12 protein-coding genes and 2 rRNA genes are annotated in these 21263 nt (G+C 68.6%); 11 read left to right on the top strand and 3 right to left on the bottom strand.

Features of this window, described 5'->3' with window-relative positions; all coding sequences use genetic code 11:
* Positions 1–15 precede the first annotated feature (15 nt).
* The 8 genes from OHB01_RS03940 to OHB01_RS03905 all read left to right on the top strand — a co-directional run bounded on the left by OHB01_RS03940 (position 16) and on the right by OHB01_RS03905 (position 10640).
* A complete protein-coding gene (locus OHB01_RS03940) occupies positions 16–1650 on the top strand; it encodes an ABC transporter substrate-binding protein (protein WP_142650672.1) in 1635 nt (544 codons plus the stop codon).
* A 2-nt stretch (positions 1651–1652) separates the two neighbouring features.
* Positions 1653–2669, top strand: a complete 1017-nt coding sequence (locus OHB01_RS03935) for an ABC transporter permease (RefSeq protein ID WP_142650671.1) — start codon at positions 1653–1655, stop codon at positions 2667–2669.
* Entirely contained in the window at positions 2666–3523 is an 858-nt protein-coding gene (locus OHB01_RS03930) for an ABC transporter permease (RefSeq protein ID WP_142650670.1), read from the top strand. Before OHB01_RS03935 ends, OHB01_RS03930 begins: the two co-directional genes overlap by 4 nt.
* Before the next feature lie 73 nt (positions 3524–3596).
* Positions 3597–4415, top strand: coding sequence for an ATP-binding cassette domain-containing protein (locus OHB01_RS03925; protein WP_147945315.1), 819 nt, complete (start codon positions 3597–3599; stop codon positions 4413–4415).
* Entirely contained in the window at positions 4412–5395 is a 984-nt protein-coding gene (locus OHB01_RS03920) for an ABC transporter ATP-binding protein (protein ID WP_142650668.1), read from the top strand. Before OHB01_RS03925 ends, OHB01_RS03920 begins: the two co-directional genes overlap by 4 nt.
* Positions 5379–6836 carry a PucR family transcriptional regulator gene (locus OHB01_RS03915; protein ID WP_142650667.1) on the top strand — a complete coding sequence of 486 codons (1458 nt, stop codon included), beginning with the start codon at positions 5379–5381 and terminating at the stop codon, positions 6834–6836. Before OHB01_RS03920 ends, OHB01_RS03915 begins: the two co-directional genes overlap by 17 nt.
* 97 nt (positions 6837–6933) lie before the next feature.
* Entirely contained in the window at positions 6934–8931 is a 1998-nt protein-coding gene (locus OHB01_RS03910; protein ID WP_142650666.1) for a hydantoinase/oxoprolinase family protein, read from the top strand.
* Entirely contained in the window at positions 8931–10640 is a 1710-nt protein-coding gene (locus OHB01_RS03905; protein WP_147945314.1) for a hydantoinase B/oxoprolinase family protein, read from the top strand. The genes OHB01_RS03910 and OHB01_RS03905 overlap by 1 nt, the downstream gene beginning before the upstream one ends.
* A gap of 9 nt (positions 10641–10649) precedes the next feature.
* On the opposite strand, the gene OHB01_RS03900 is transcribed toward OHB01_RS03905, so the two are convergent.
* The gene (locus OHB01_RS03900; RefSeq protein WP_244312750.1) at positions 10650–11021 is read right to left on the bottom strand and encodes a DUF742 domain-containing protein; all 372 of its coding nucleotides are present in this window, start codon (positions 11019–11021) and stop codon (positions 10650–10652) included.
* Positions 11018–13030, bottom strand: coding sequence for a nitrate- and nitrite sensing domain-containing protein (locus OHB01_RS03895; RefSeq protein ID WP_328854939.1), 2013 nt, complete (start codon positions 13028–13030; stop codon positions 11018–11020). The genes OHB01_RS03900 and OHB01_RS03895 overlap by 4 nt, the downstream gene beginning before the upstream one ends.
* Before the next feature lie 175 nt (positions 13031–13205).
* Here OHB01_RS03895 and OHB01_RS03890 point away from each other — a divergent pair, with 175 nt between their 5' ends.
* Positions 13206–14801 carry an ABC transporter substrate-binding protein gene (locus OHB01_RS03890; RefSeq protein WP_328854938.1) on the top strand — a complete coding sequence of 532 codons (1596 nt, stop codon included), beginning with the start codon at positions 13206–13208 and terminating at the stop codon, positions 14799–14801.
* A gap of 5 nt (positions 14802–14806) precedes the next feature.
* Here OHB01_RS03890 and OHB01_RS03885 read toward each other — a convergent pair whose 3' ends face one another.
* Positions 14807–15214, bottom strand: coding sequence for a hypothetical protein (locus tag OHB01_RS03885; RefSeq protein WP_328854937.1), 408 nt, complete (start codon positions 15212–15214; stop codon positions 14807–14809).
* A 920-nt stretch (positions 15215–16134) separates the two neighbouring features.
* Here OHB01_RS03885 and OHB01_RS03880 point away from each other — a divergent pair.
* Positions 16135–17655, top strand: a 16S ribosomal RNA gene (locus OHB01_RS03880).
* 453 nt (positions 17656–18108) lie between these two features.
* Positions 18109–21213 (top strand): 23S ribosomal RNA (locus tag OHB01_RS03875).
* The 16S and 23S rRNA genes sit together here, the layout of an rRNA operon.
* Positions 21214–21263: the final 50 nt, after the last annotated feature.

The following is a 21263-nucleotide window of genomic DNA, read 5'->3' as shown; positions in this document are numbered from 1 at the left end:
AAGGAACTCCCTCACATGCGCTGGCACAAGCGACTTCTCGCCGCGGGGGCCGTGGCCGCCGTGACCGTCACCGCCGCGGCCTGCTCGGGCGGGCAGGTCCGCGGCGCCGCCGACTCCGCTCCGCAGTCCGGCTCCTCGGCGGGCGCGGCCGGAGGCACGGCCGACGACACGTTCACGTACGTCCCCAACCTCGATGTCGTCACAGACTGGGACCCCGCGAGCTCGTATTCCAACGAGAACATCGCGATGGAGAACATCTACGAGTCGCTGACCCGCTACAACCCGCAGACGAAGAAGGCCGAGCCCCGGCTGGCCTCCTCGTGGACCTCCTCGCCCGACGGCAAGAAGTGGACCTTCACGCTGCGTGAGGGCGCGAAGTTCCACACCGGCAAGCCGGTGGACGCCGCCGCCGCCAAGGCCTCGATCGAGCGCACGATCAAGGAGGGCCAGGGCGCCGCCTACATCTGGGGCGCGGTCAAGAAGATCGAGGCCAAGGACGCCACGACCCTCGAGTTCACGCTCAAGTACCCCGCGCCGCTCGACCTGATCGCCTCGGCCGGCTACGCGTCGTACATCTACGACACCACGGCCGCCTCCGGTGACCTGAAGAAGTGGTTCGGCGAGGGCCACGACGCGGGCTCCGGGCCGTACACGATCGACACCTGGCAGAAGGGCAAGGAGACCGAGCTCACGCTCAAGGCGTTCGACGACTACTGGGGCGGCTGGGACGGCGCCCACTACAAGAAGATCGCCTACCGGGTCACGCCCGAGCTGACCACCGCCTGGCAGCTGCTCCAGCGCGGCGAGGTGTCGTTCGTCCAGCGGCTCAACGCGCAGCTGTTCGCCCAGGCGGGCAGCACCGACACGGTGCAGACCTCGCAGACGCCGTCGTTCCAGAACCTGCTCGTGCTGTTCAACACGGCCGACGGCCCGCTCAAGGACGTGAAGCTGCGCCAGGCCCTGCAGAAGGCGATCGACTACGACGGCCTCGTGGCGGCGCTGAAGGGCGCGGGCGTGGCCGCGAGCGGACTGGTCCCCGAGGGCCTGCTCGGCAACATCCCCGGGATGACGCCCAAGCAGGACCTGGCGGGCGCCGAGGCGCTGCTCAAGGAGGCCGGCTACGGTCCCGGCGGCAAGCCGCTCGACCTCACGCTGACCTACGCCCAGGGCGACGCCGACCAGGAGCTGCTGGTCACGCTGCTCTCGTCGGCGCTCGACAAGCTGAACGTGAAGCTGTCGGCCAAGCCGCTGCAGTGGACCACGCAGTGGGACCAGGGCAAGGCGAAGGACCCGTCGAAGCGCCAGGACATCTTCGTCATGTACTGGTTCCCCGACTACGCCGACGCCTACTCGTGGTTCATCAACGTGTTCCACAGCGAGAAGGACGTGCAGTTCAACCTCTCCTACCTGAAGGACCCGGCGATCGACAAGGAGATCGACGAGCTGCCCGCGCTCACGGCGACCGACCAGGCCGCCGCCGAGAAGGCGTACACCGACCTCCAGAACAAGATCATCAATGAGCAGGCCGCGGTGGCCGTGCCGTACGTGCAGAACTACCAGCGGGCCTACTCCAAGTCGGTCCAGGGATACGTGGACAACCCGGCCTATCCCAACGTGGTGTTCGTCTACGACCTGAAGCCCGGCGCCTGATCATGCCGAGGTATCTGATCCGCCGGCTCGGCCAGGCCGTCCTGGTCGTGGCCGGCGTGATCGTCCTCACGTTCGCCATCATGCGCCTGGTGCCCGGCGACCCGGCCGTGGCGTACGCCGGGCCGAAGGCGACGGCGGCCGAGCTCGCCGATGCCCGGCGGCGGTTCGGCCTGGACGACCCGCTGCCGGTGCAGTTGTGGAAATACGTGCGCGACCTGCTGGGCGGCGACTGGGGGACCAGCCTGCACACCCGGCAGCCCGTGCGCGACGACCTCCTCCAGGCCTTCCCCGCCTCGCTGGAGCTCGTGGGCGCGGCCCTGATCATCGCGCTGGTCGTGGGGATCCCGCTGGGGATCGCCGCGGCCCGCTACAAGGGCCGGCTGCCCGACCTGTCGGTTCGGCTGTCGTCGATGCTGGCCGTGTCGGTGCCGGTGTTCTGGCTGGCGCTGGCACTGCAGACGGTCTTCGCCAGCGGGCTCGGCTGGTTCCCCGTCGCCGGGGAGTACGACGCGTCGCTCGACCGCACCAGCCCGCTGCACCTCTACACCAACATCACGGCCGTGGACGCGCTGATCACCGGCAACTGGCCGATCCTCACGAGCACGCTGGCCCACATGGTGCTGCCCGCCCTGGTGATCGCGGCCTACCCGGCCGGGGTGGTGGCCCAGATGACCAGGGCAGCACTCATCGAGGAGTCGTCGCGCGACCACGCCCGGCTGGAGCGCGCGCTCGGCTTCGGCGAGACCGCGGTGCTCACCCGGTTCGCCCTGCGGCCCGCGCTGAACCCGGTGCTGTCGCTGATCGCGCTCGTCTTCGCCTACTCGATCGTCAACGGCTTCCTCGTGGAGGCCGTGTTCAACTGGCCGGGTCTCGGACGCTATGCCGCCGACTCGATCCGCTCGCTCGACACGCCCGCCATCGCCGGGGTGACGCTGCTGGTCGCCGTGCTGTACGTCGTCGCCAACCTCGTCGTGGACCTCCTCCAGGGCGTGGTCGACCCGAGGGTGAGGGCGCGATGACCGCCCCGGCCGTGACCACGTTCCGTCGTACGCCGCTGCGGCACCTGGCGGGGGTGGACCGCCTCGCGGTGGCGGGAGGCGTGCTGCTGGGGATCATCGTGCTGGCGGCGCTGCTCGCACCGTGGATCGCCCCCTATCCGGACGACGGCGGCTCGGCCACGCATCCCCTGGAGGCGCTGCTCCCGCCGAGCGGCGCCCACTGGTTCGGCACCGACCAGGTCGGCCGCGACGTGCTCAGCCGGGTGCTGTTCGGCGCCCGCACCTCGCTGCTGATCGCCGTCGCGGTGCTGGCGATCTCCGGCGTGGTCGGCGTCGGCCTGGGCGTGGTCGCCGGGTACGCCGGCGGCTGGGCCCGCGACGCGATCATGCGGGTGACCGACGTCTTCCTCGCCTTCCCCGCGCTGCTGCTGTCGCTGGCGCTCGCCGTGGTGCTCCAGCCGAGCGTGACCACCGTGATCGTGGCGATCGCGGTCACCTGGTGGCCGTGGTACGCCCGGCTCACGGCGTCGGTCGCCGCGTCCGTGGCGACCCGGGGCTTCGTGGACTCGGCGCGCTGCCTGGGCGTGCCCGCACCGCTCATCGTGCTGCGGCACGTGCTGCCGAACTCGCTCACGCCGGTGCTGGTCCAGTTGTCGCTGGACGGCGGCGGGGTCATCCTCACCGCCGCCGCGCTGTCGTACCTCGGGCTGGGCGCCCACGAGCCGACCTCGGAGTGGGGGCTGATGGTCCAGCAGGGCCAGTCGCTGTTCACCACCGACTGGTGGGTGGTGACCTTCCCCGGCCTCGCCATCCTGGTCACCGCGTTCTCGTTCAACGTGCTCGGCGAGGGGCTGAGGGCGAGGCTGTCGCGATGAGCGAGCGTAGCGAGCGAATCAATAGGCACAGCGTCTGGCGCATGCCACTCCGAGCCGAAGGCGAGGAGGGCGCATGAGTCTGATCAGCGTGAGAGATCTCGTCGTGCGGATCGGCGACCGGGTGATCGCCTCGGTGCCCGAGCTGGACGTCGCCGCCGGGGAGTGCGTGGCGCTCGTCGGCGAGAGCGGGTCGGGCAAGACGACCACTCTGCTCAGCACGCTCGGCCTCGTCCACGGCGCGGACGTCTCCGGGCGGATCACCGTCGGCGACGTGGACGTGCTCGCGGCGAGCCCGGCCCGGCTGCGGGAGATCCGCGGGTCGCGGGCCGCCCTGGTGATGCAGAGCCCGCAGGCCGCGCTCAACCCCACCATGCGCCTGGGCACGCTCATGCGCCGCGCGCTCGCCCGCCACGGCGTCAAGGGCGCGGACGCGCGGGAGCGGGCCGAGGAGGGGGTCCGCGCGGTGCTGCTCGACCCCGAGATCCTGCGCCGCTATCCCCACCAGGTCTCCGGCGGGCAGGCACAGCGGTTCGCCATCGCGCTGGCCCTCGCGCTCGGCGCGGAGGTCCTGCTGGCCGACGAGCCGACCAGCGCGCTGGACGTCACCGTGCAGGCCGAGGTGGTCGCGGTGCTGCGCCGGCTGCGGGACGAACGCGGCCTCGCCGTGCTGCTGGTCTCCCACGACCTCGCGCTGGTCTCCACGATCGCCGACCGGGTCGTGGTGATGCGCGACGGCGCCGTCGTGGAGAGCGGGCCGGCCGCCGAGGTGTTCGCCCGGCCGAGCGACCCCTACACCCGTGAACTGATCGCCGCTGTGCCCGAACTGCCAGAAGAGACCGTGCCTGCACTGCCTGACGAAGCACTGCCTGACGAAGCCGAGGAGGGGGCATGACGCTGCTCGCCGCCGAGGGGGTCACCCTCGCCTACGGCACGACGGCGGTGGTCCACGACGTGAGCCTCGCCGTGGACGAGGGCGGAGTGGGACTCATCGGAGAGAGCGGCTCGGGCAAGACCACGCTCGCCCGCGCCCTGCTCGGCCTCATGCGCCCCCGCTCCGGCACCATCCGGTACGGCACCGGCGACCTGGCCGGGCTCGGCAGGGCGGGCCGGGCCGAGTTCCGCCGGGCCGTGCAGCCGGTCTTCCAGGACGGCAGCGAGGCGCTCGACCCCCGCATGACGGCCGGGGCGTCGATCGCCGAGGCGCTCACCACCCACCACCGCATGTCCAGGGCCGAGCGGGCCGACCGGATCGCCGCGCTCCTCACCGACGTGGGACTCGACCCCGCGATCGCCGCCCGCAGGCCGCACGAGATGTCCGGCGGCCAGCGGCAGCGGGTGGCCATCGCCCGGGCACTGGCAGTGGAGCCCCGGCTGCTGGTGCTCGACGAGCCCACGAGCGCGCTCGACGTCACCGTGCAGGCCAGAATTCTCGACCTCCTGGAGCGGCTGGCCGCCGAGCACGGGCTCGGCTACCTGCTCATCACGCACAACCTCGGCGTCGTGGGGCGGCTGTGCCGTACGTCGTCGGTCATGTTCGCCGGACGGGTCGTCGAGTCGGGCCCGACCGGGGAGCTGCTCACCCGGCCGGCCCACCCGTACACCCGGGCGCTGCGCGACGCGGTGCCGCGCATGGGCGGCGAGCCGCCGCGCGCGGCGGGGCGGACCGAGGCGGCCGCGGCGGCGACGGGGTGCCCGTTCCGGCTGCGCTGCCCCCTCGCCGTGGACCGCTGCAGTGCGGAGGCACCGCAGGCGCGTGAGGTCGAAGGGCGTAAAGTGGCATGTCATCGCGCGGAGGAGGTGCTGCACACCCCGGCCTCCTCGGCTCCGCGCGTCCCCCACGGAGGTGAGGCCCCCGATGCGCCGCGTCAGTGACCTTCTCAGGACGCCCGCGGGCCGCAGGCTGACGCTCGTCGCCGGTCCCTGGGACGCCCGGGAGGTCGGCAGCGTCGTCCTCGTCGACGAGATGCGCGAACTGACCACGGCGGCCCCCGGCGCGCTGGCGATCCTGTCGCGGCACGCCATGCGGTCGTGCGACGTGCTCGACGCGCTGCGCCTGGCCGGGCGCGGCGGCCTCGCCGGCATTGTGCTGCCCGGCCCTTCGGGCACGACGCGGGAGATCGTGGAGCTGGCCAGGCGGGAGCGGGTCGCGCTGCTCGCCGGCGCCTCCGACCACTCGCTGTCGGACACCGTGCTCGGTCTCAGCGCGGCCGTACGCGCCGATCCCGGGCTGCTGCTGCGCCGTACGCGTGAGGCGATCGACGGCATCGGCGCGATGGAGGGCGCGGGGGAGGAGGACATCCTGCGCGCGGCGTCCGCCTCCGTCGGCGTCTCGTACGTCGTCGCCGGCCTGGCCGACCCGGGAGCCAACGCGACGGTGATCCGCGTCGGCGGCCGGCCGGACGGCTACGTGTGCTGGGACGGCGAGGACCCCGCGGCGGCGATCGTCGCCCAGGTCGTCGCGACCACGCTCGGCCGGGTGCGGGCGGCCGCGCGGGAGGCGGAGGCGGCCCGCGAGCGCGCGCTGCTGGCCCTGCTCGGCGCCAAGGACACCCGCACCGCCGCCCGCCGCGCCCGGCACGAGGGCGTCCCGGTGGACGGCTGGCACGTCGCGGTCTTCCTGCGCGACCCCGGCGGCGACATGAGCCCGGGTGCGGCGGATCCGGTGCTCCGCGAGGTGCGCGGCACCGTCGCCGCGTGGCCCGGCGCGCTCGGCGCCGGCGGGACGGCCGAGCTGTCCGCGCCGCCGCTGGTCACCCGGTGGCAGGACGGCGTGCTCGTGCTCCTCACCGCCGACGAGCGGACGACGCTCAACCTTCCGAACTCTCAGCGGCCGCCGAATCAGTGGCCGCCGGCGCTGCGCCGGTCCGGCGTGGGGGCGGGGCTCGGCACCTGCCAGGAGGGGCCCGACGGGCTGCGCCGTACGGCCGCGCAGGCACGGGCGGCCGCCGCTCGCGCCGCGGCCGGGGAGGTCGTGCGGTTCGACCGGCTCGGGGTGCACGCGCTCCTCGCGGAGCTGAGCGGCAGCGACAGCGCGCTGGTGGCCGCCAGGGACATGCTCGCCCCGCTGGAACGCCTCGGGGCGCTCAGCGCCCACGCGGTGCCCACGCTGAAGGCATACCTGGACAGCTGGGGCTCCCGCACCAGGGCGGCCGAGCTGCTCAACCTGCACCCCAACGCGGTGGCCCACCGGATCAGGCGCATCGCCGAGGCGCTCGACGCCGATCTGTCCGACCCGCAGACCCGCTTCGCGCTCCAGCTCGCCTGCCACGTGGTGCTCGACCACGACTGTCTCGCGGTGACTGTTTCGCGGTGACTGTTTCGGGGTGACTGTTTCGAGGGGACAACAACCGTGATCTCGTCGTCGTGAGGGCACATCGACGCGGCCCCCGGCCGCATCTACGTTGCCTGGCATGACAACGGTCATCGGAGTGGACGTCGGCGGCACCTTCACCGACCTCGTCCTCCACGACGCCGCGACCGGCGAGATCAGGGTCGCGAAACAGCCCACCACGCCGTCCGCGCCGGAACGCGGGGTCCTCGCCGCGGTCGACGCGGCGGTGCCCGCGGATCTGCTCGCCCGCTGCCGTCATTTCGTGCACGGCACCACCGTGGGCCTCAACGCGCTGCTCGAACGGCGGGGCGCGACCGTCGGCCTGATCACCACGGCCGGGTTCCGCGACGTGCTGGAGATCCGCAGGGGCGACCGCGACGACCCCTACGACCTGTTCTGGACCCCGCCGCCGCCGCTCGTGCCCCGGCGGCTGCGCCTGGAGGTGGCCGAGCGGGTGGCCGCCGACGGCTCGGTCGTACGCGACCTGGAGCCGGAGGACGTGCGGCGGGCCGCCGAGACGTTCGCCGCGGAGGGCGTGGACGCCGTGGCGATCGTGCTGGTCAACTCCTACGCCAACCCCGCGCACGAGGCGCGGGCGGCCGAGCTGCTCAGGCAGGCCGGGTTCGCCGGGCCGGTCTCGCTGTCGCACGAGGTTTCGGGCGAATACCGGGAGTACGAGCGCACCTGCACCACGGTCGTGGACGCCTTCGTCCGCCACCGCATGGGACCCTACCTGCATAATCTCGACCGCGAGCTGCGCGCGAGGGGGTTCGCGGGCGAGCTGCTCGTGACCCGGTCCGGCGGCGGCGCGCTGGCGCTGGCCGAGGCCGCGGCCCGGCCGTTCGAGACGATCCTGTCCGGCCCGGTGGCCGGGGCCGCCGCCACCGCCCGCCTGGCCGCTTCCCTCGGCATCGGCACGGCCGTCGCCGCCGACGTGGGCGGCACCAGCTTCGACACCGCGCTCATCGAGGACGGGCGGCTTCCGCTGCTCTACCAGGGCGAGGTCGTCGGCCTGCCGCTGCAGAGCCCCTGGGTGGACGTGCGGTCGGTGGGCGCGGGCGGCGGCTCGATCGCGTACGCCGACGCGGGCGGCCTGCTGCGCGTCGGCCCGCGCAGCGCGGGCGCCGACCCCGGGCCCGCCTGCTACCAGCGCGGCGGGACCGAGCCCACGGTGACCGACGCCGCGCTGCACCTCGGCATGATCCCCCGCGGGCACATCTCCGGTGGCATCGAGCTGTCCGAGGACGCGGCGGCCCGCGCGCTGGCGCCGCTCTCCGGCCCGACCGGCATCGACGGCGTGGACGCGGTCGCGGTTGGCGTGATCAAAATCGCCGCCGCGCACATGGCCCAGGCCGTACGCGGTGTGACCGTGGAGCGGGGCGTGGACCCGCGCGGCGGGGCGGTCGTCGCCTTCGGCGGCGCGGGGCCGGTGTTCGGCTGCCTGCTCGCCGACGAGCTCGACGTCGACACCGTGGTCGTGCCGCCCAACGCGGGCAACTTCTCCGCCGTCGGCCTGGTGCAGGCCGACATCGTGCGGACGGCCGCCCGCACGATGGTGCGCCCGCTGGACGACGAGGCGCTGCCGCTGGTCGAGCGGGTGACGGAGACGCTGTTCGAACGGCTCGCGCAGCCCGGGGCCGTACGCGAGGTGGACCTCGACCTGCGCCACCGGGGACAGGAGCACACGCTGACGATCCCGGTGCGGCTGGGCGAGGACGACGTGGCGGCCGTGTCGGCCCGGTTCTCCGAGGCGTACCACCGGGCCTTCGGCCACACCCTGCCCGACCCGCTGGAGATCGTCACCGTGCGGGCGACCGGCCGGGTGGTCCTCGACGCGGACCGCCCGATGGTGCCGGCCCCGCCGTCCGGCGAGAGCGGTCGGGGGACGACGCGGCTGTGGTCGTTCCGCCGGGGCGCCTGGACCGAGGCCCCGGTCGTACGGCGGGAGGACCTGGACGGCGTGGCCGAGGGCCCGCTGCTGGTGGTTGAGCCGACCGCGACGACCTATGTCGACGCCGGATTCGCGGCGGAGGCGCACGAGAGCGGCTGCCTCGTGATCACACGGAAGGACCGCTGATGACCATCGTCCGCACCCGATACGCGGAGGTCCACCCCGGCCTGGGCGACGGCGCCGACCCCGTCACCACGGAGATCATCCGGCAGGGCCTCAACGCGGCCGCCGACCAGATGAAGCAGTCGCTGATCCGCACCGCGTTCTCGCCGATCATCTACGAGGCGCTCGACTTCGCCGTCGCCTTCTACGACGCCGACATGTGCATGCTGGCGCAGGCCCCGACGCTGCCGGCGTTCATGGGCACGCTCGGCTTCTGCGTGCGGGAGGCCGTCGAGGGCGTCGGCGGCCCCGCCGCGCTCAGCCCCGGCGACGTGATCCTCTACAACGACCCGTACGGCACCGGCTCCCACCCCCAGGACGCGGCGATGGTGGTGCCGATCTTCCACGACGACACGCTGGTCGCCTACTCGGCCATCAAGGCCCACTGGCTCGACATCGGCGGCAAGGACCCCTACTGCACCGACACGGTCGACGTCCACCAGGAGGGCACGATCTTCCCCGGGGTCAAGCTGTACGACGCCGGGCGGCTGGTCAGCGACGTCTACCGGATGATCCTGGCGAACAGCCGGATGCCGGAGATGGTCATCGGGGACATCAACGCGATGGTGGCCGGGGCGCGCACCGGGGCGGAGGCCCTCGGCGCGCTGGTGCGCAGGCACGGCCTCGACACCTTCCGCCGCTGCGTCGCCCGCATGTACGCCCACGGCGAGGCGCTGGTGCGCGGCTGGTTCGAGCGTCTGCCCGACGGCGTCTACGAGGCGTCCAGCGTCATCGACTCCGACGGCGTGAACGGCACACCGATCCCGTTCGGCGTACGGGTCGTCGTGGAGGGCTCGTCGGTGACCGTCGACCTGACCGACTGCCCCGACCAGGTCGGCGGGCCGGTCAACTGCCCGCTGCCGTCCACGGTGGCGGCCGTGCGGATCGCGGTGGCCTTCCTCGCCGGGGCGGGCGAGCAGCCCAACGAGGGCCACTTCCGCCCGTTGGAGCTGGTCACCCGGCTCGGCTCGCTGTTCCACCCCGTGCGGCCCGCGCCCTGCTTCATGTACGGCATCCCCTCCGACCACGCCATCGAGCTGATCATCAAGGCGCTGGCGGAAGCCGTGCCGGAATCGGTGCCCGCCGCCAGCGGCGGTGACATCAACGCCCTGGTGTGGTGGGGCAACCGCGAGGCGACCGGCGAGCCGTGGGCCGACGGCGCGCCCCACCCGGTGGGCCAGGGCGCCTCGCCGTCGGGCGACGGCGCGAGCGCGCTCATGTACATCTCGGAGTCGGCCACCCGCTTCACCCCGGCCGAGGTGTGGGAGGCGCGCAACCCCTGGCGGATCGAGCGGCTCGCCCTGGCCGAGGACTCCGGCGGCCCCGGCCGGCACCGCGGCGGCCTGGGCCTCGACCTGTCCTTCCGCATCCTGGAAGACCAGTACCTCACGTCCGGGCTGGCCAGGACCGCGCTGGAGCCCTGGGGCCTGAAGGGCGGCCTGGCGGGGCGGCCCAACCGGCTCACGGTCGAATATCCCGACGGGCGCACCGAGGACTTCTCGCTGAAGACGCGGATCTTCCTGCCCAAGGGCGCGGTCGTGCACCTGCGCACCGGCTCCGGCGGCGGGTACGGCCCGCCCGAAGAGCGCGACCCCGAGGCCGTACGCGCCGACCTGCGGGAGGGCTACATCACGCCGGAGCACGCCGCACGGCACTACCCGCACGCGCTGTGACGCGGCGGGTCACAGCGCGCGCAGGCCGCTGATCACCTCGGACAGGATGCCGGGCGTGGGGAAGCGCGCGACGTTGGCGGGTGGGCGCACCTGCACGAGCCCCTGCTCGTGGAGGTCGCCCACCAGCACGCGTACGACGCCGAGCGGCAGGTCGATCGCCGCGGCGATGTCCGCCAGCGACGCAGGGCGGGCGCACAGGCTGAGGATCATCCACTGTTCGGGACCGAGGCTCACCGGCGTCGGCCCGCCGGTCGCGGTCACGATGGCGACGAGGTCGATCTCCTGGCTGGAGGGCCGCACGCGTCCGCGGGTCAGGGCGTAGGCCGGCACGATCGGCCCGGCCTCCTCGTCCAGCCACTGGTCCTGCATGCGTTCGGTCACTTTCGGTCCTCCTCGCCGGTGTTCTCGTTCTCCTGCGACCCCCGCTGCAGCGAGGCGAGGATGATGTCCTCCGGGGTGACCTCTCCCGCGGCGAGACGGGCGAGATCGGGGTCCTTGGGGCCCACCATGAGCCCGGATGGGATCAGCACGATGGCGGTCGTTCCTCCGTAGGGCGAGGGCCGCAGGGTCACGCGGATGTCCCGGCGTGCGGCCAGGCGCGCGACGACGAACAGCCCCATGCGGTCGGTGTCCGCGATGTCGAACTCCGGCGGGTCGGCCAGCCGTTCGTTCAGCTCGTCGAGCCGCTCCTTGGTCATACCGAGCCCGCGGTCCTCGATCTCGACCGCGAAGCCCATGCCGACGAGCTCCCCGCGCACCGACACGGAGGTGTGCGGCGGCGAGAAGATCGTGGCGTTCTCGATCAGCTCGGCGATGAGGTGGATGACGTCGGCCACCGCGGCGCCGTCGAGCCCGTGGTCCTCCATCGGCAGCACGTTCACCCGGGCGTAGTCCTCCACCTCGGCCGCGGCCCCGCGTACGACGTCGTACATCGGGACGGGCTTGCGCCAGGCGCGGCCGGGGGCGTTGCCCGACAGGATGATCAGGCCCTCGGCGTGGCGGCGCATGCGGGTCGTCAGGTGGTCGAGCCGGAAGAGCTCCTCCAGCATGTCCGGGTCGGTGATGTGCCGCTGCATACCGTGCAGCTGGGTCCGCTGCCGGTGCAGCAGCGTCTGGCTGCGCCGCGCCAGGTTGAGGAAGACCTGGCTGACACCCCGCTGCAGGCGGGCCTGCCCGATCGCGGCCTCAACCGCGGTCTCCTGCACCGTCGAGAAGGCCCGGCCCACGTCCTGGATCTCGGCGGTCCCGCCCACGGTCTGCAGCGGGGGCGCCTCGGTGGCCACGTCGACGTCCTCGCCCCGCTTGAGCTTGACCATCACGCCCGGCAGCCGCTTGTTCGCGAGGTCGAGCGCGGCCTGCCGCAGGTCGGCCAGCTCGCGGGCGATCCGCCCGCCGACCCGCAGCGAGATCAGGATCGAGGCGATGACCGCGAGAAGCCCGAAGCCTCCGGCCAGCACGGCCCGCCGCAGGATCGAGTCGGCGATCGGCGCGGCGCGCTGGGCGAGCAGGGCCGCCGCCTCGGTCTGCGCCTTCTGGAACGAGTCGGCCAGGTCGTCGGAGGTCGACTGCCACACCCGCTGCGTACGCGCCGAGAGCCTGGGCGCGGCGATGATCTGCTCTTCCTGCAGCCGCAGCCGCTGGTAGAGCGGAGTGGTGATCAGGTTGACGTGGAGCTGCCGCAGGCCGGTGTCCAGCTCGGGCAGCGCCTGGTCGATGAGGAACCGGCGGTTGCCCACGAGCTGGGTGAACAGCTTGCGTTCCTCGTCGGTGAGGCCGCCCGACGGGCCGGTCGCCGCCTCCAGCGCCTGCTCCCGGGTCAGCAGCTCCTTGGCGTAGCCGAGCGAGATAACCACGCGTGACTGCTGGTAGATCGGGATGTCGTCGATCAGCGCCAGGCTGTAGTGCATGCGGTAGATCGAGTCGCTGACCAGGTTGTAGGTCTCGATGGCACGCAGCCGTTCGGAGAGCCCCTCGTCGATCTCCGCCCGGATCTCGTCGATCCGGCTGAGCCCCGACAGCATCTCGTCGACCTGCGTGCGCATGGCCGGAGTGGTGGCCGAGCGGGAGGCGCTCGACAGGGCCAGCGTGCGGACCTGCGCCCTGGTCTTGTCCGTCCGCTGGCGCTGCAGAACCATGGCGTCGCGGTCGGTCGTCCGGTGCGAGCCGAGGTAGCGGGCCGTGGTCAGGCGCTCGGCCTGAAGGTCGACGATCAGGGAGTCGGCGGGCCGGCGGAGCGTGGACCACAGCGTGTTGTAGGTGCGCAGGCTCAGGCTGTCGCCGATCGTGACGCCGGCGGTCACAGCCCACAAAGCGACCAGTGAGAAGAGTGGTACGAGCAGCAGGCCGATGAGCCGGGACCTGATCGGCCGGTCACGCCTGCGCGGACTCATGGCACCTCGCCCAGTGAGGGACAAGCCTCACATAAAACCCTTTTGTGACAGGGATAGAGACTAGCAGCGAGGTGCGCCGGATGAGGGGCTTGTGATCGGTTAGCCGGAAATATCGTGTCCAATCGTGATCTTGCAGTAGCGTCGATCATGGTAGACACGGAAAGGACCCGCACGCATGCGCCGCTTACTCGTGCTGGGAGTGATGGCCGTGCTGGCCCTGGCGGGCTGCGGCGGAGGCGAGGTCCGGGAGATCTCGGCCGCGAACCTCCCCTCGACGAAGGACTCCACCTTCGTCTATCTGTCCAATCTGGACATCGTCACCGACTGGGATCCGGCGAGCTCGTACTCCAACGAGATCATGGCGATGCAGAACATCTATGACTCGCTGACGATGTACAACCCCCGGACGCGCCGGGCCGCGCCACGCCTGGCCGAGCGCTGGCAGGCGTCGTCCGACGGCAGGGTCTGGACCTTCAGCCTGCGATCCGGCATGGTCTTCCACACCGGGCGGCCGGTGGACGCCGCCGCGGTCAAGGCGTCCGTCGAGCGCACCAAGCGGATGGGCGCAGGCGCGGCCTACGTCTGGGACTCCGTCCAGCAGATCACGGTCAAGGATCCGCTCACCGTGGAGTTCCGGCTGAAGTACGCCGCCCCGCTCGACCTGATCGCCTCCGCCGACTACGCCGCGTACATCTACGACACCCAGGCGGCGGGCACGGGCGACCTCAAGAAGTGGTTCCAGGCCGGCCGCGACGCGGGCTCGGGGCCCTACACGGTGGCGAGCTGGAAGAAGGGCCGCGAGAAGGAACTGGTGCTGCGTGCCTTCGACCGCTATTGGGGCGGCTGGGAGGGCCCGCACTACCGGAACATCGAGTTCCGCGTGATGCCCGACCTCAACCGGGCCTACCAGCTGCTGCTGCGCGGCGAGGCGAGCTTCGTGGAGCGGCTGAACCCCGATCTCTTCCGCCGGGCCCGCGGCACCGCGGGCGTCCGCACCCTGCAGGTGCCGGCGTTCCAGAACATGCTCGTGCTGTTCAACACCGCCTCGGGCCCGCTGACGGACGTACGGCTGCGCAGGGCGGTGCAGAAGGCCATCGACTACGACGGCCTGATCACCGCGCTCAAGGGGGCGGGGGCGCCGGCCTCCGGCCTGGTCCCCGAGGGCCTGCTCGGGCACCTGCCCGACTACACCCAGAAGCAGGACCTGACCACGGCCGCCCAGCTGCTGAACGAGGCGGGGTACGGCCCCGGCGGCGCGCCCCTGCGCCTGACACTGACGTACGCGCAGGGAGACGACGACGAGGAACTGCTCGTACGCAAGCTCAGGAGCGCACTGGCCGGGCTGAACGTGGAACTCGACGCCAAGGCCATGCAGTGGAACGACCAGTGGAACCTGGGCAAGTCCGCCGACCCGGCCAAGCGCCAGGACATCCTCGTCATGTACTGGTGGCCCGACTACGCCGACGCCTATTCGTGGTTCCTGAACGTCTTCCACAGCGCGGAGCCGGTGTCCTTCAACCTCACCTACCTGAAGGATCCGAACGTCGACGCGAGGATCGACCGTCTGCCGTCACTGGTGGCGAACGACCGTTCCGCGGCGGAGAGGGCGTACACCGAGCTCCAGAGGACGCTCATCGGAGAGAAGGCCGTGGTGGCGGTGCCGTGGGTGGCCAACTATCAGCGGGCCTACCTGGGCAACGTTCAGGGGTACACCGACAACCCGGCCTACCCCAACGTCGTCTTCGTGCACGAGCTCATCCCGGGCGGCTGAGCCGCTCAGCCCCGCAGGCTGCGGCTGACTCCGCCGCACACGGCGCCGCGGGCGGCGCGGGACCGGCGGGGCGCCGCCGGCTCGTCGAGGTGGGCGAGCATGGCCTGCGCGGCGACGGCGTCCGACAGGATCCGCTGCGCCTGCTCGCCGTCGGGAAGCTGCCCGTGCTCGGCCAGCTCGTGCTGGAGGAAGGTGAGCGCGGCGGGGTGCCCGGCGGCGTCCGCGGCCACGGTGGCGCGGGCGGCGGTCAGCAGAGCGAGGTAGTGCGAGCGCAGGATCGCCTCACGGGTGCGCAACTGCTCCAGGTCGTCGAGCAGGGAGTGCGCGAGCTCGAGCAACTCGCTCGGCCGCGGCGGCTCGGCGGTGATGTGGGCGCGGATGTCGTCGAACTCCGACCGCATGATGATGGCCACCTCCAGCGACGGAAGTCCGGGCGGCCGGGTTGGCGCCGTACGGGGACTTCCGCATCGTCTTCGTAGCGCGCAGCGATTGCGAGCGGCTTGACGTTCGGTTGCGTGGGAAGGCGGCGGTCACATCGAGCCGCCGCGGGACGCGGGGAAGACGGCCGTGCGCGGCTGTCGTTCCTCACGTGGTTCCTCCCCGATCGTCCGTGCCGTCCCGGCTGATCGCCGCGGCGCTAAGTAGATGCCTGAGAGACGGATCTGGTTGTCCCCGCACGCTCGCCCGTTTTGCCGCGTATGGTGACCCGGGCGCGCCCCCGGCCCCGACCTGCGAGAACGTACGGGGGCCAAGCCGGCGCGGCCGGGAATAGCCCCCGCAGCGGGGGCGTTGTTCTCGAACCGGGTCATGGCGGTGCCGGATCCTGGTAATCTTGTGGTGTCGGCGCGGTTCGGCGCACTCCTCTTCGATCACTTCGGTGGTTGTCTTGCGTGTGCGCGGGTTGTCGCCGGCGCTCTCCTCTGCTTTTTGATCTTTCGGATCTGGTGGTTTTGCGCCGGGCTGGGAGTTCGGGTAAGTTAGAGGGGTTGCCCCGGAAACGGGGGGTCGGAATTCCTGTCGGTCGGCGGGTTTCGGGTCAAATGAAGTCCCGGTGGGGCGGATTTGACACGAAAGAGCCGGTCGGGAAGAATTAAGACCAGCAAGACAAAAGAAAAACAAACGGTGAAACGCCCCGGAGCGTGGGACCTTTCAGGGTTTCGGGTGATGGTGGTCGCGTCCGTTTCTTGAGAACTCAACAGTGTGCTAAAAGCCAGTGCATGAATCATGCATGACCCCGTCATAGCAACACGCGTTGTGTGTTGGTGACGGATTCCTTTGACGGCATCTTTCCTTAGCCGGGGGGTGCCGGCCAGAGTGATCTCTTTTCAAGCATTGTTTGGAGAGTTTGATCCTGGCTCAGGACGAACGCTGGCGGCGTGCTTAACACATGCAAGTCGAGCGGAAAGGCCCTTCGGGGTACTCGAGCGGCGAACGGGTGAGTAACACGTGAGTAACCTGCCCCTGACTCTGGGATAAGCCTGGGAAACCGGGTCTAATACCGGATACGACACTCCTCCGCATGGTGTGGGTGTGGAAAGTTTTTTCGGTTGGGGATGGGCTCGCGGCCTATCAGCTTGTTGGTGGGGTGATGGCCTACCAAGGCGACGACGGGTAGCCGGCCTGAGAGGGCGACCGGCCACACTGGGACTGAGACACGGCCCAGACTCCTACGGGAGGCAGCAGTGGGGAATATTGCGCAATGGGCGGAAGCCTGACGCAGCGACGCCGCGTGGGGGATGACGGCCTTCGGGTTGTAAACCTCTTTCAGCAGGGACGAAGTTGACGTGTACCTGTAGAAGAAGCGCCGGCTAACTACGTGCCAGCAGCCGCGGTAATACGTAGGGCGCGAGCGTTGTCCGGAATTATTGGGCGTAAAGAGCTCGTAGGTGGCTTGTTGCGTCTGCCGTGAAAGCCCGTGGCTTAACTACGGGTCTGCGGTGGATACGGGCAGGCTAGAGGCTGGTAGGGGCAAGCGGAATTCCTGGTGTAGCGGTGAAATGCGCAGATATCAGGAGGAACACCGGTGGCGAAGGCGGCTTGCTGGGCCAGTTCTGACGCTGAGGAGCGAAAGCGTGGGGAGCGAACAGGATTAGATACCCTGGTAGTCCACGCTGTAAACGTTGGGCGCTAGGTGTGGGGGTCTTCCACGATTCCTGTGCCGTAGCTAACGCATTAAGCGCCCCGCCTGGGGAGTACGGCCGCAAGGCTAAAACTCAAAGGAATTGACGGGGGCCCGCACAAGCGGCGGAGCATGTTGCTTAATTCGACGCAACGCGAAGAACCTTACCAAGGTTTGACATACACCGGAAACACTCAGAGATGGGTGCCTCCTTTGGACTGGTGTACAGGTGGTGCATGGCTGTCGTCAGCTCGTGTCGTGAGATGTTGGGTTAAGTCCCGCAACGAGCGCAACCCTTGTTCCATGTTGCCAGCACGCCCTTTGGGGTGGTGGGGACTCATGGGAGACTGCCGGGGTCAACTCGGAGGAAGGTGGGGATGACGTCAAGTCATCATGCCCCTTATGTCTTGGGCTGCAAACATGCTACAATGGTCGGTACAGAGGGTTGCGATACCGTGAGGTGGAGCGAATCCCTAAAAGCCGGTCTCAGTTCGGATTGGGGTCTGCAACTCGACCCCATGAAGTCGGAGTCGCTAGTAATCGCAGATCAGCAACGCTGCGGTGAATACGTTCCCGGGCCTTGTACACACCGCCCGTCACGTCACGAAAGTCGGCAACACCCGAAGCCCGTGGCCCAACCACTTGTGGGGGGAGCGGTCGAAGGTGGGGCTGGCGATTGGGACGAAGTCGTAACAAGGTAGCCGTACCGGAAGGTGCGGCTGGATCACCTCCTTTCTAAGGAGCACTCGGCCGGCCTGGTTGGTGCTGCCACACGTTGGTGTGGTGGTCTCGGGTCTGGTCCATGCCGGGTTCAGGGGCGAATGTTCCCTGCCTGGTGCGCTCATTAGTGGAGCACTGGTTATTCAGCCGGTCGTGGTTGCCGGGTCTGCTAGTACCGCCGTGAGTGATCACGGAGTGGGAGCGTGGGCTTTGGGGGTTGTGACTGGTTGGGCACACTGTTGGGTCCTGAGGAAACGGGCCCGTTCGCCTGGCCGCTGCTGGTTGTGGTGGTCGTGGTGGGGTTGGTTTTCTTCAGGGCTGGTCTCCTGCCATACCGGCCGGGGTCCTTGCTTGTGGGTTCGCCTGTTGTGGGTGGGCTTGCGGTGGGGGTTCGGGTGTTTGGTGGTGGGGTGGGCTGGTTGTCTGGTTGTTGTTTGTGAATTGCATAGTGGACGCGAGCATCTTTGTGGCCAAGTTAGTTAGGGCACACGGTGGATGCCTTGGCATCAGGAGCCGATGAAGGACGTGGGAGGCTGCGTTAAGCCTCGGGGAGTCGCCAACCAGACGTTGATCCGGGGATGTCCGAATGGGGAAACCTAGCACCAGTCATGTGGTGTTGCCGCCGTCTGAATGTATAGGGCGGTTGGTGGTAACGCGGGGAAGTGAAACATCTCAGTACCCGTAGGAGAAGAAAACAATAGTGATTCCGTGAGTAGTGGTGAGCGAAAGCGGAGGAGGCTAAACCGTGCGCGTGTGATAGCCGGCGGGCGTTGCGTGTGCGGGGTTGTGGGACCTTCCGGAGGAGACCGCCGTCTCTTCAGGCAGTGAGAAATCGGTGGGGTAGTCGAACGCTCTGGGAAGGGCGGCCGTAGACCGTGATAGCCGGGTAGGCGAAATCTTGCCGACTGCTGGGGGTGTTCCCGAGTAGCACGGGGCTCGAGGAATCCTGTGTGAATCTGCCAGGACCACCTGGTAAGCCTAAATACTTCCTGGTGACCGATAGTGGACGAGTACCGTGAGGGAAAGGTGAAAAGCGCCCCGGTGAGGGGTTGTGAAATAGTACCTGAAACCGTGTGCCTACAAGCCGTAGGAGCGTAGTCGCCTTCGGGTGGCTGTGATGTGACTGCGTGCCTTTTGAAGAATGAGCCTGCGAGTTATGGTGTGTGGCGAGGTTAACCCGTGTGGGGGAGCCGTAGCGAAAGCGAGTCTGAATAGGGCGTTTGAGTCGCATGCTGTAGACCCGAAGCGGGGTGATCTACGCATGGGCAGGTTGAAGCGTGGGTAAGACTGCGTGGAGGACCGAACCCACCAGGGTTGAAAACCTGGGGGATGACCTGTGTGTAGGGGTGAAAGGCCAATCAAACTCCGTGATAGCTGGTTCTCCCCGAAATGCATTTAGGTGCAGCGTTGCGTGTGCTTGCCGGAGGTAGGGCTCTGGATGGCTGATGGGCCCGACAAGGTTACTGACGTCAGCCAAACTTCGAATGCCGGTAAGTTGAGCGTGGCAGTGAGACTGCGGGGGATAAGCTCCGTGGTCGAGAGGGAAACAGCCCAGATCACCGACTAAGGCCCCTAAGCGTGTGCTAAGTGGGAAAGGATGTGGAGTCGCAGTGACAACCAGGAGGTTGGCTTAGAAGCAGCCATCCTTGAAAGAGTGCGTAATAGCTCACTGGTCAAGTGATTCTGCGCCGACAATGTAGCGGGGCTCAAGTACACCGCCGAAGTCGTGGCACCGCTGGCACTTGTGCTGGTGGTGGGTAGGGGAGCGTCGTGCGAGCCGGTGAAGCTGCCGAGTGATCGTGTGGTGGAGGTCGTGCGAGTGAGAATGCAGGCATGAGTAGCGAGTCAGAAGTGAGAATCTTCTGCGCCGGATGACCAAGGGTTCCTGGGGCAGGTTCGTCCGCCCAGGGTAAGTCGGGACCTAAGGCGAGGCCGACAGGCGTAGTCGATGGATAACGGGTTGATATTCCCGTACCCGCTGTGATGCGCCCATATCGAATCCAGTGATACTAAGGGTCCTTAGCCCGGTTGGCTCTTCGGAGTCGGCGTCAGGGTGAACGCCTGGCCTGATCTGGTAGTAGGTAAGCGATGGGGTGACGCAGGAAGGTAGCCCAGCCCGGGCGGTGGTTGTCCCGGGGTAAGCATGTAGGGCGTGCTGTAGGCAAATCCGCAGCACACAAGCCTGAGGTGTGATGCCGAGCCGATTGTGGCGAAGTGGGTGATCCTATGCTGCCGAGAAAAGCCTCTAGTGAGTGTCGCGGCGGCCCGTACCCTAAACCGACTCAGGTGGTCAGGTAGAGAATACCAAGGCGGTCGGGTGAACTGTGGTTAAGGAACTCGGCAAATTGCCCCCGTAACTTCGGGAGAAGGGGGACCTCTGCTGGTGTAGGACTTTGCGTTCGAAGCTGGTGGGGGTCGCAGTGGCCAGGGGGAAGCGACTGTTTACTAAAAACACAGGTCCGTGCGAAGTCGTAAGACGATGTATACGGACTGACGCCTGCCCGGTGCCGGAACGTTAAGGGGACCGCTTAGCGCCTTTCGGGGTGCGAAGGTGAGAACTTAAGCGCCGGTAAACGGCGGTGGTAACTATAACCATCCTAAGGTAGCGAAATTCCTTGTCGGGTAAGTTCCGACCTGCACGAATGGCGTAACGACTTCCCCGCTGTCTCAACCACAGGCCCGGTGAAATTGCAGTACGAGTAAAGATGCTCGTTTCGCGCAGCAGGACGGAAAGACCCCGGGACCTTCACTACAGCTTGACATTGGCGTTTGGAGCGTCTTGTGTAGGATAGGTGGGAGACTGGGAAGCGGTGACGCTAGTCATCGTGGAGTCATTGGTGAAATACCACTCTGGTCGTTTTGGACGTCTAACCCGCGCCCGTGGATCCGGGTGGGGGACAGTGTCTGGTGGGTAGTTTAACTGGGGCGGTTGCCTCCTAAAGGGTAACGGAGGCGCCCAAAGGTTCCCTCAGCCTGGTTGGCAATCAGGTGTCGAGTGTAAGTGCACAAGGGAGCTTGACTGTGAGACTGACGGGTCGAGCAGGAGCGAAAGCTGGGACTAGTGATCCGGCATCGGCGTGTGGAAGCGGTGTCGCTCAACGGCTAAAAGGTACCCCGGGGATAACAGGCTGATCTTCCCCAAGAGTCCATATCGACGGGATGGTTTGGCACCTCGATGTCGGCTCGTCGCATCCTGGGGCTGGAGTAGGTCCCAAGGGTTGGGCTGTTCGCCCATTAAAGCGGTACGCGAGCTGGGTTTAGAACGTCGCGAGACAGTTCGGTCCCTATCCGCTGCGCGCGCAGGAGACTTGCGAGGGGCTGTCCCTAGTACGAGAGGACCGGGACGGACGAACCTCTGGTGTGCCAGTTGTTCCGCCAGGAGCACGGCTGGTTGGCTACGTTCGGTAGGGATAACCGCTGAAAGCATCTAAGCGGGAAGCTCGCCTCAAGATGAGGTCTCCCACCACCGTGTGTGGGTAAGGCCCCCTAGAGATGATGGGGTTGATAGGCCGGAAGTGGAAGCGCAGTAATGTGTGGAGCTGACCGGTACTAATAGGCCGAGGACTTGACCATAGATGTTCGCGTTCACTATGTGATCTCAGAGACAGCAACCACTAGGTTGT

Origin of the sequence: Microbispora hainanensis, from assembly GCF_036186745.1 — a bacterium.
Taxonomy (GTDB): Bacteria; Actinomycetota; Actinomycetes; order Streptosporangiales; family Streptosporangiaceae; genus Microbispora.
Note: the sequence above shows the minus strand (reverse complement) of the source record. Positions and strands in the feature narration are given on the sequence as shown.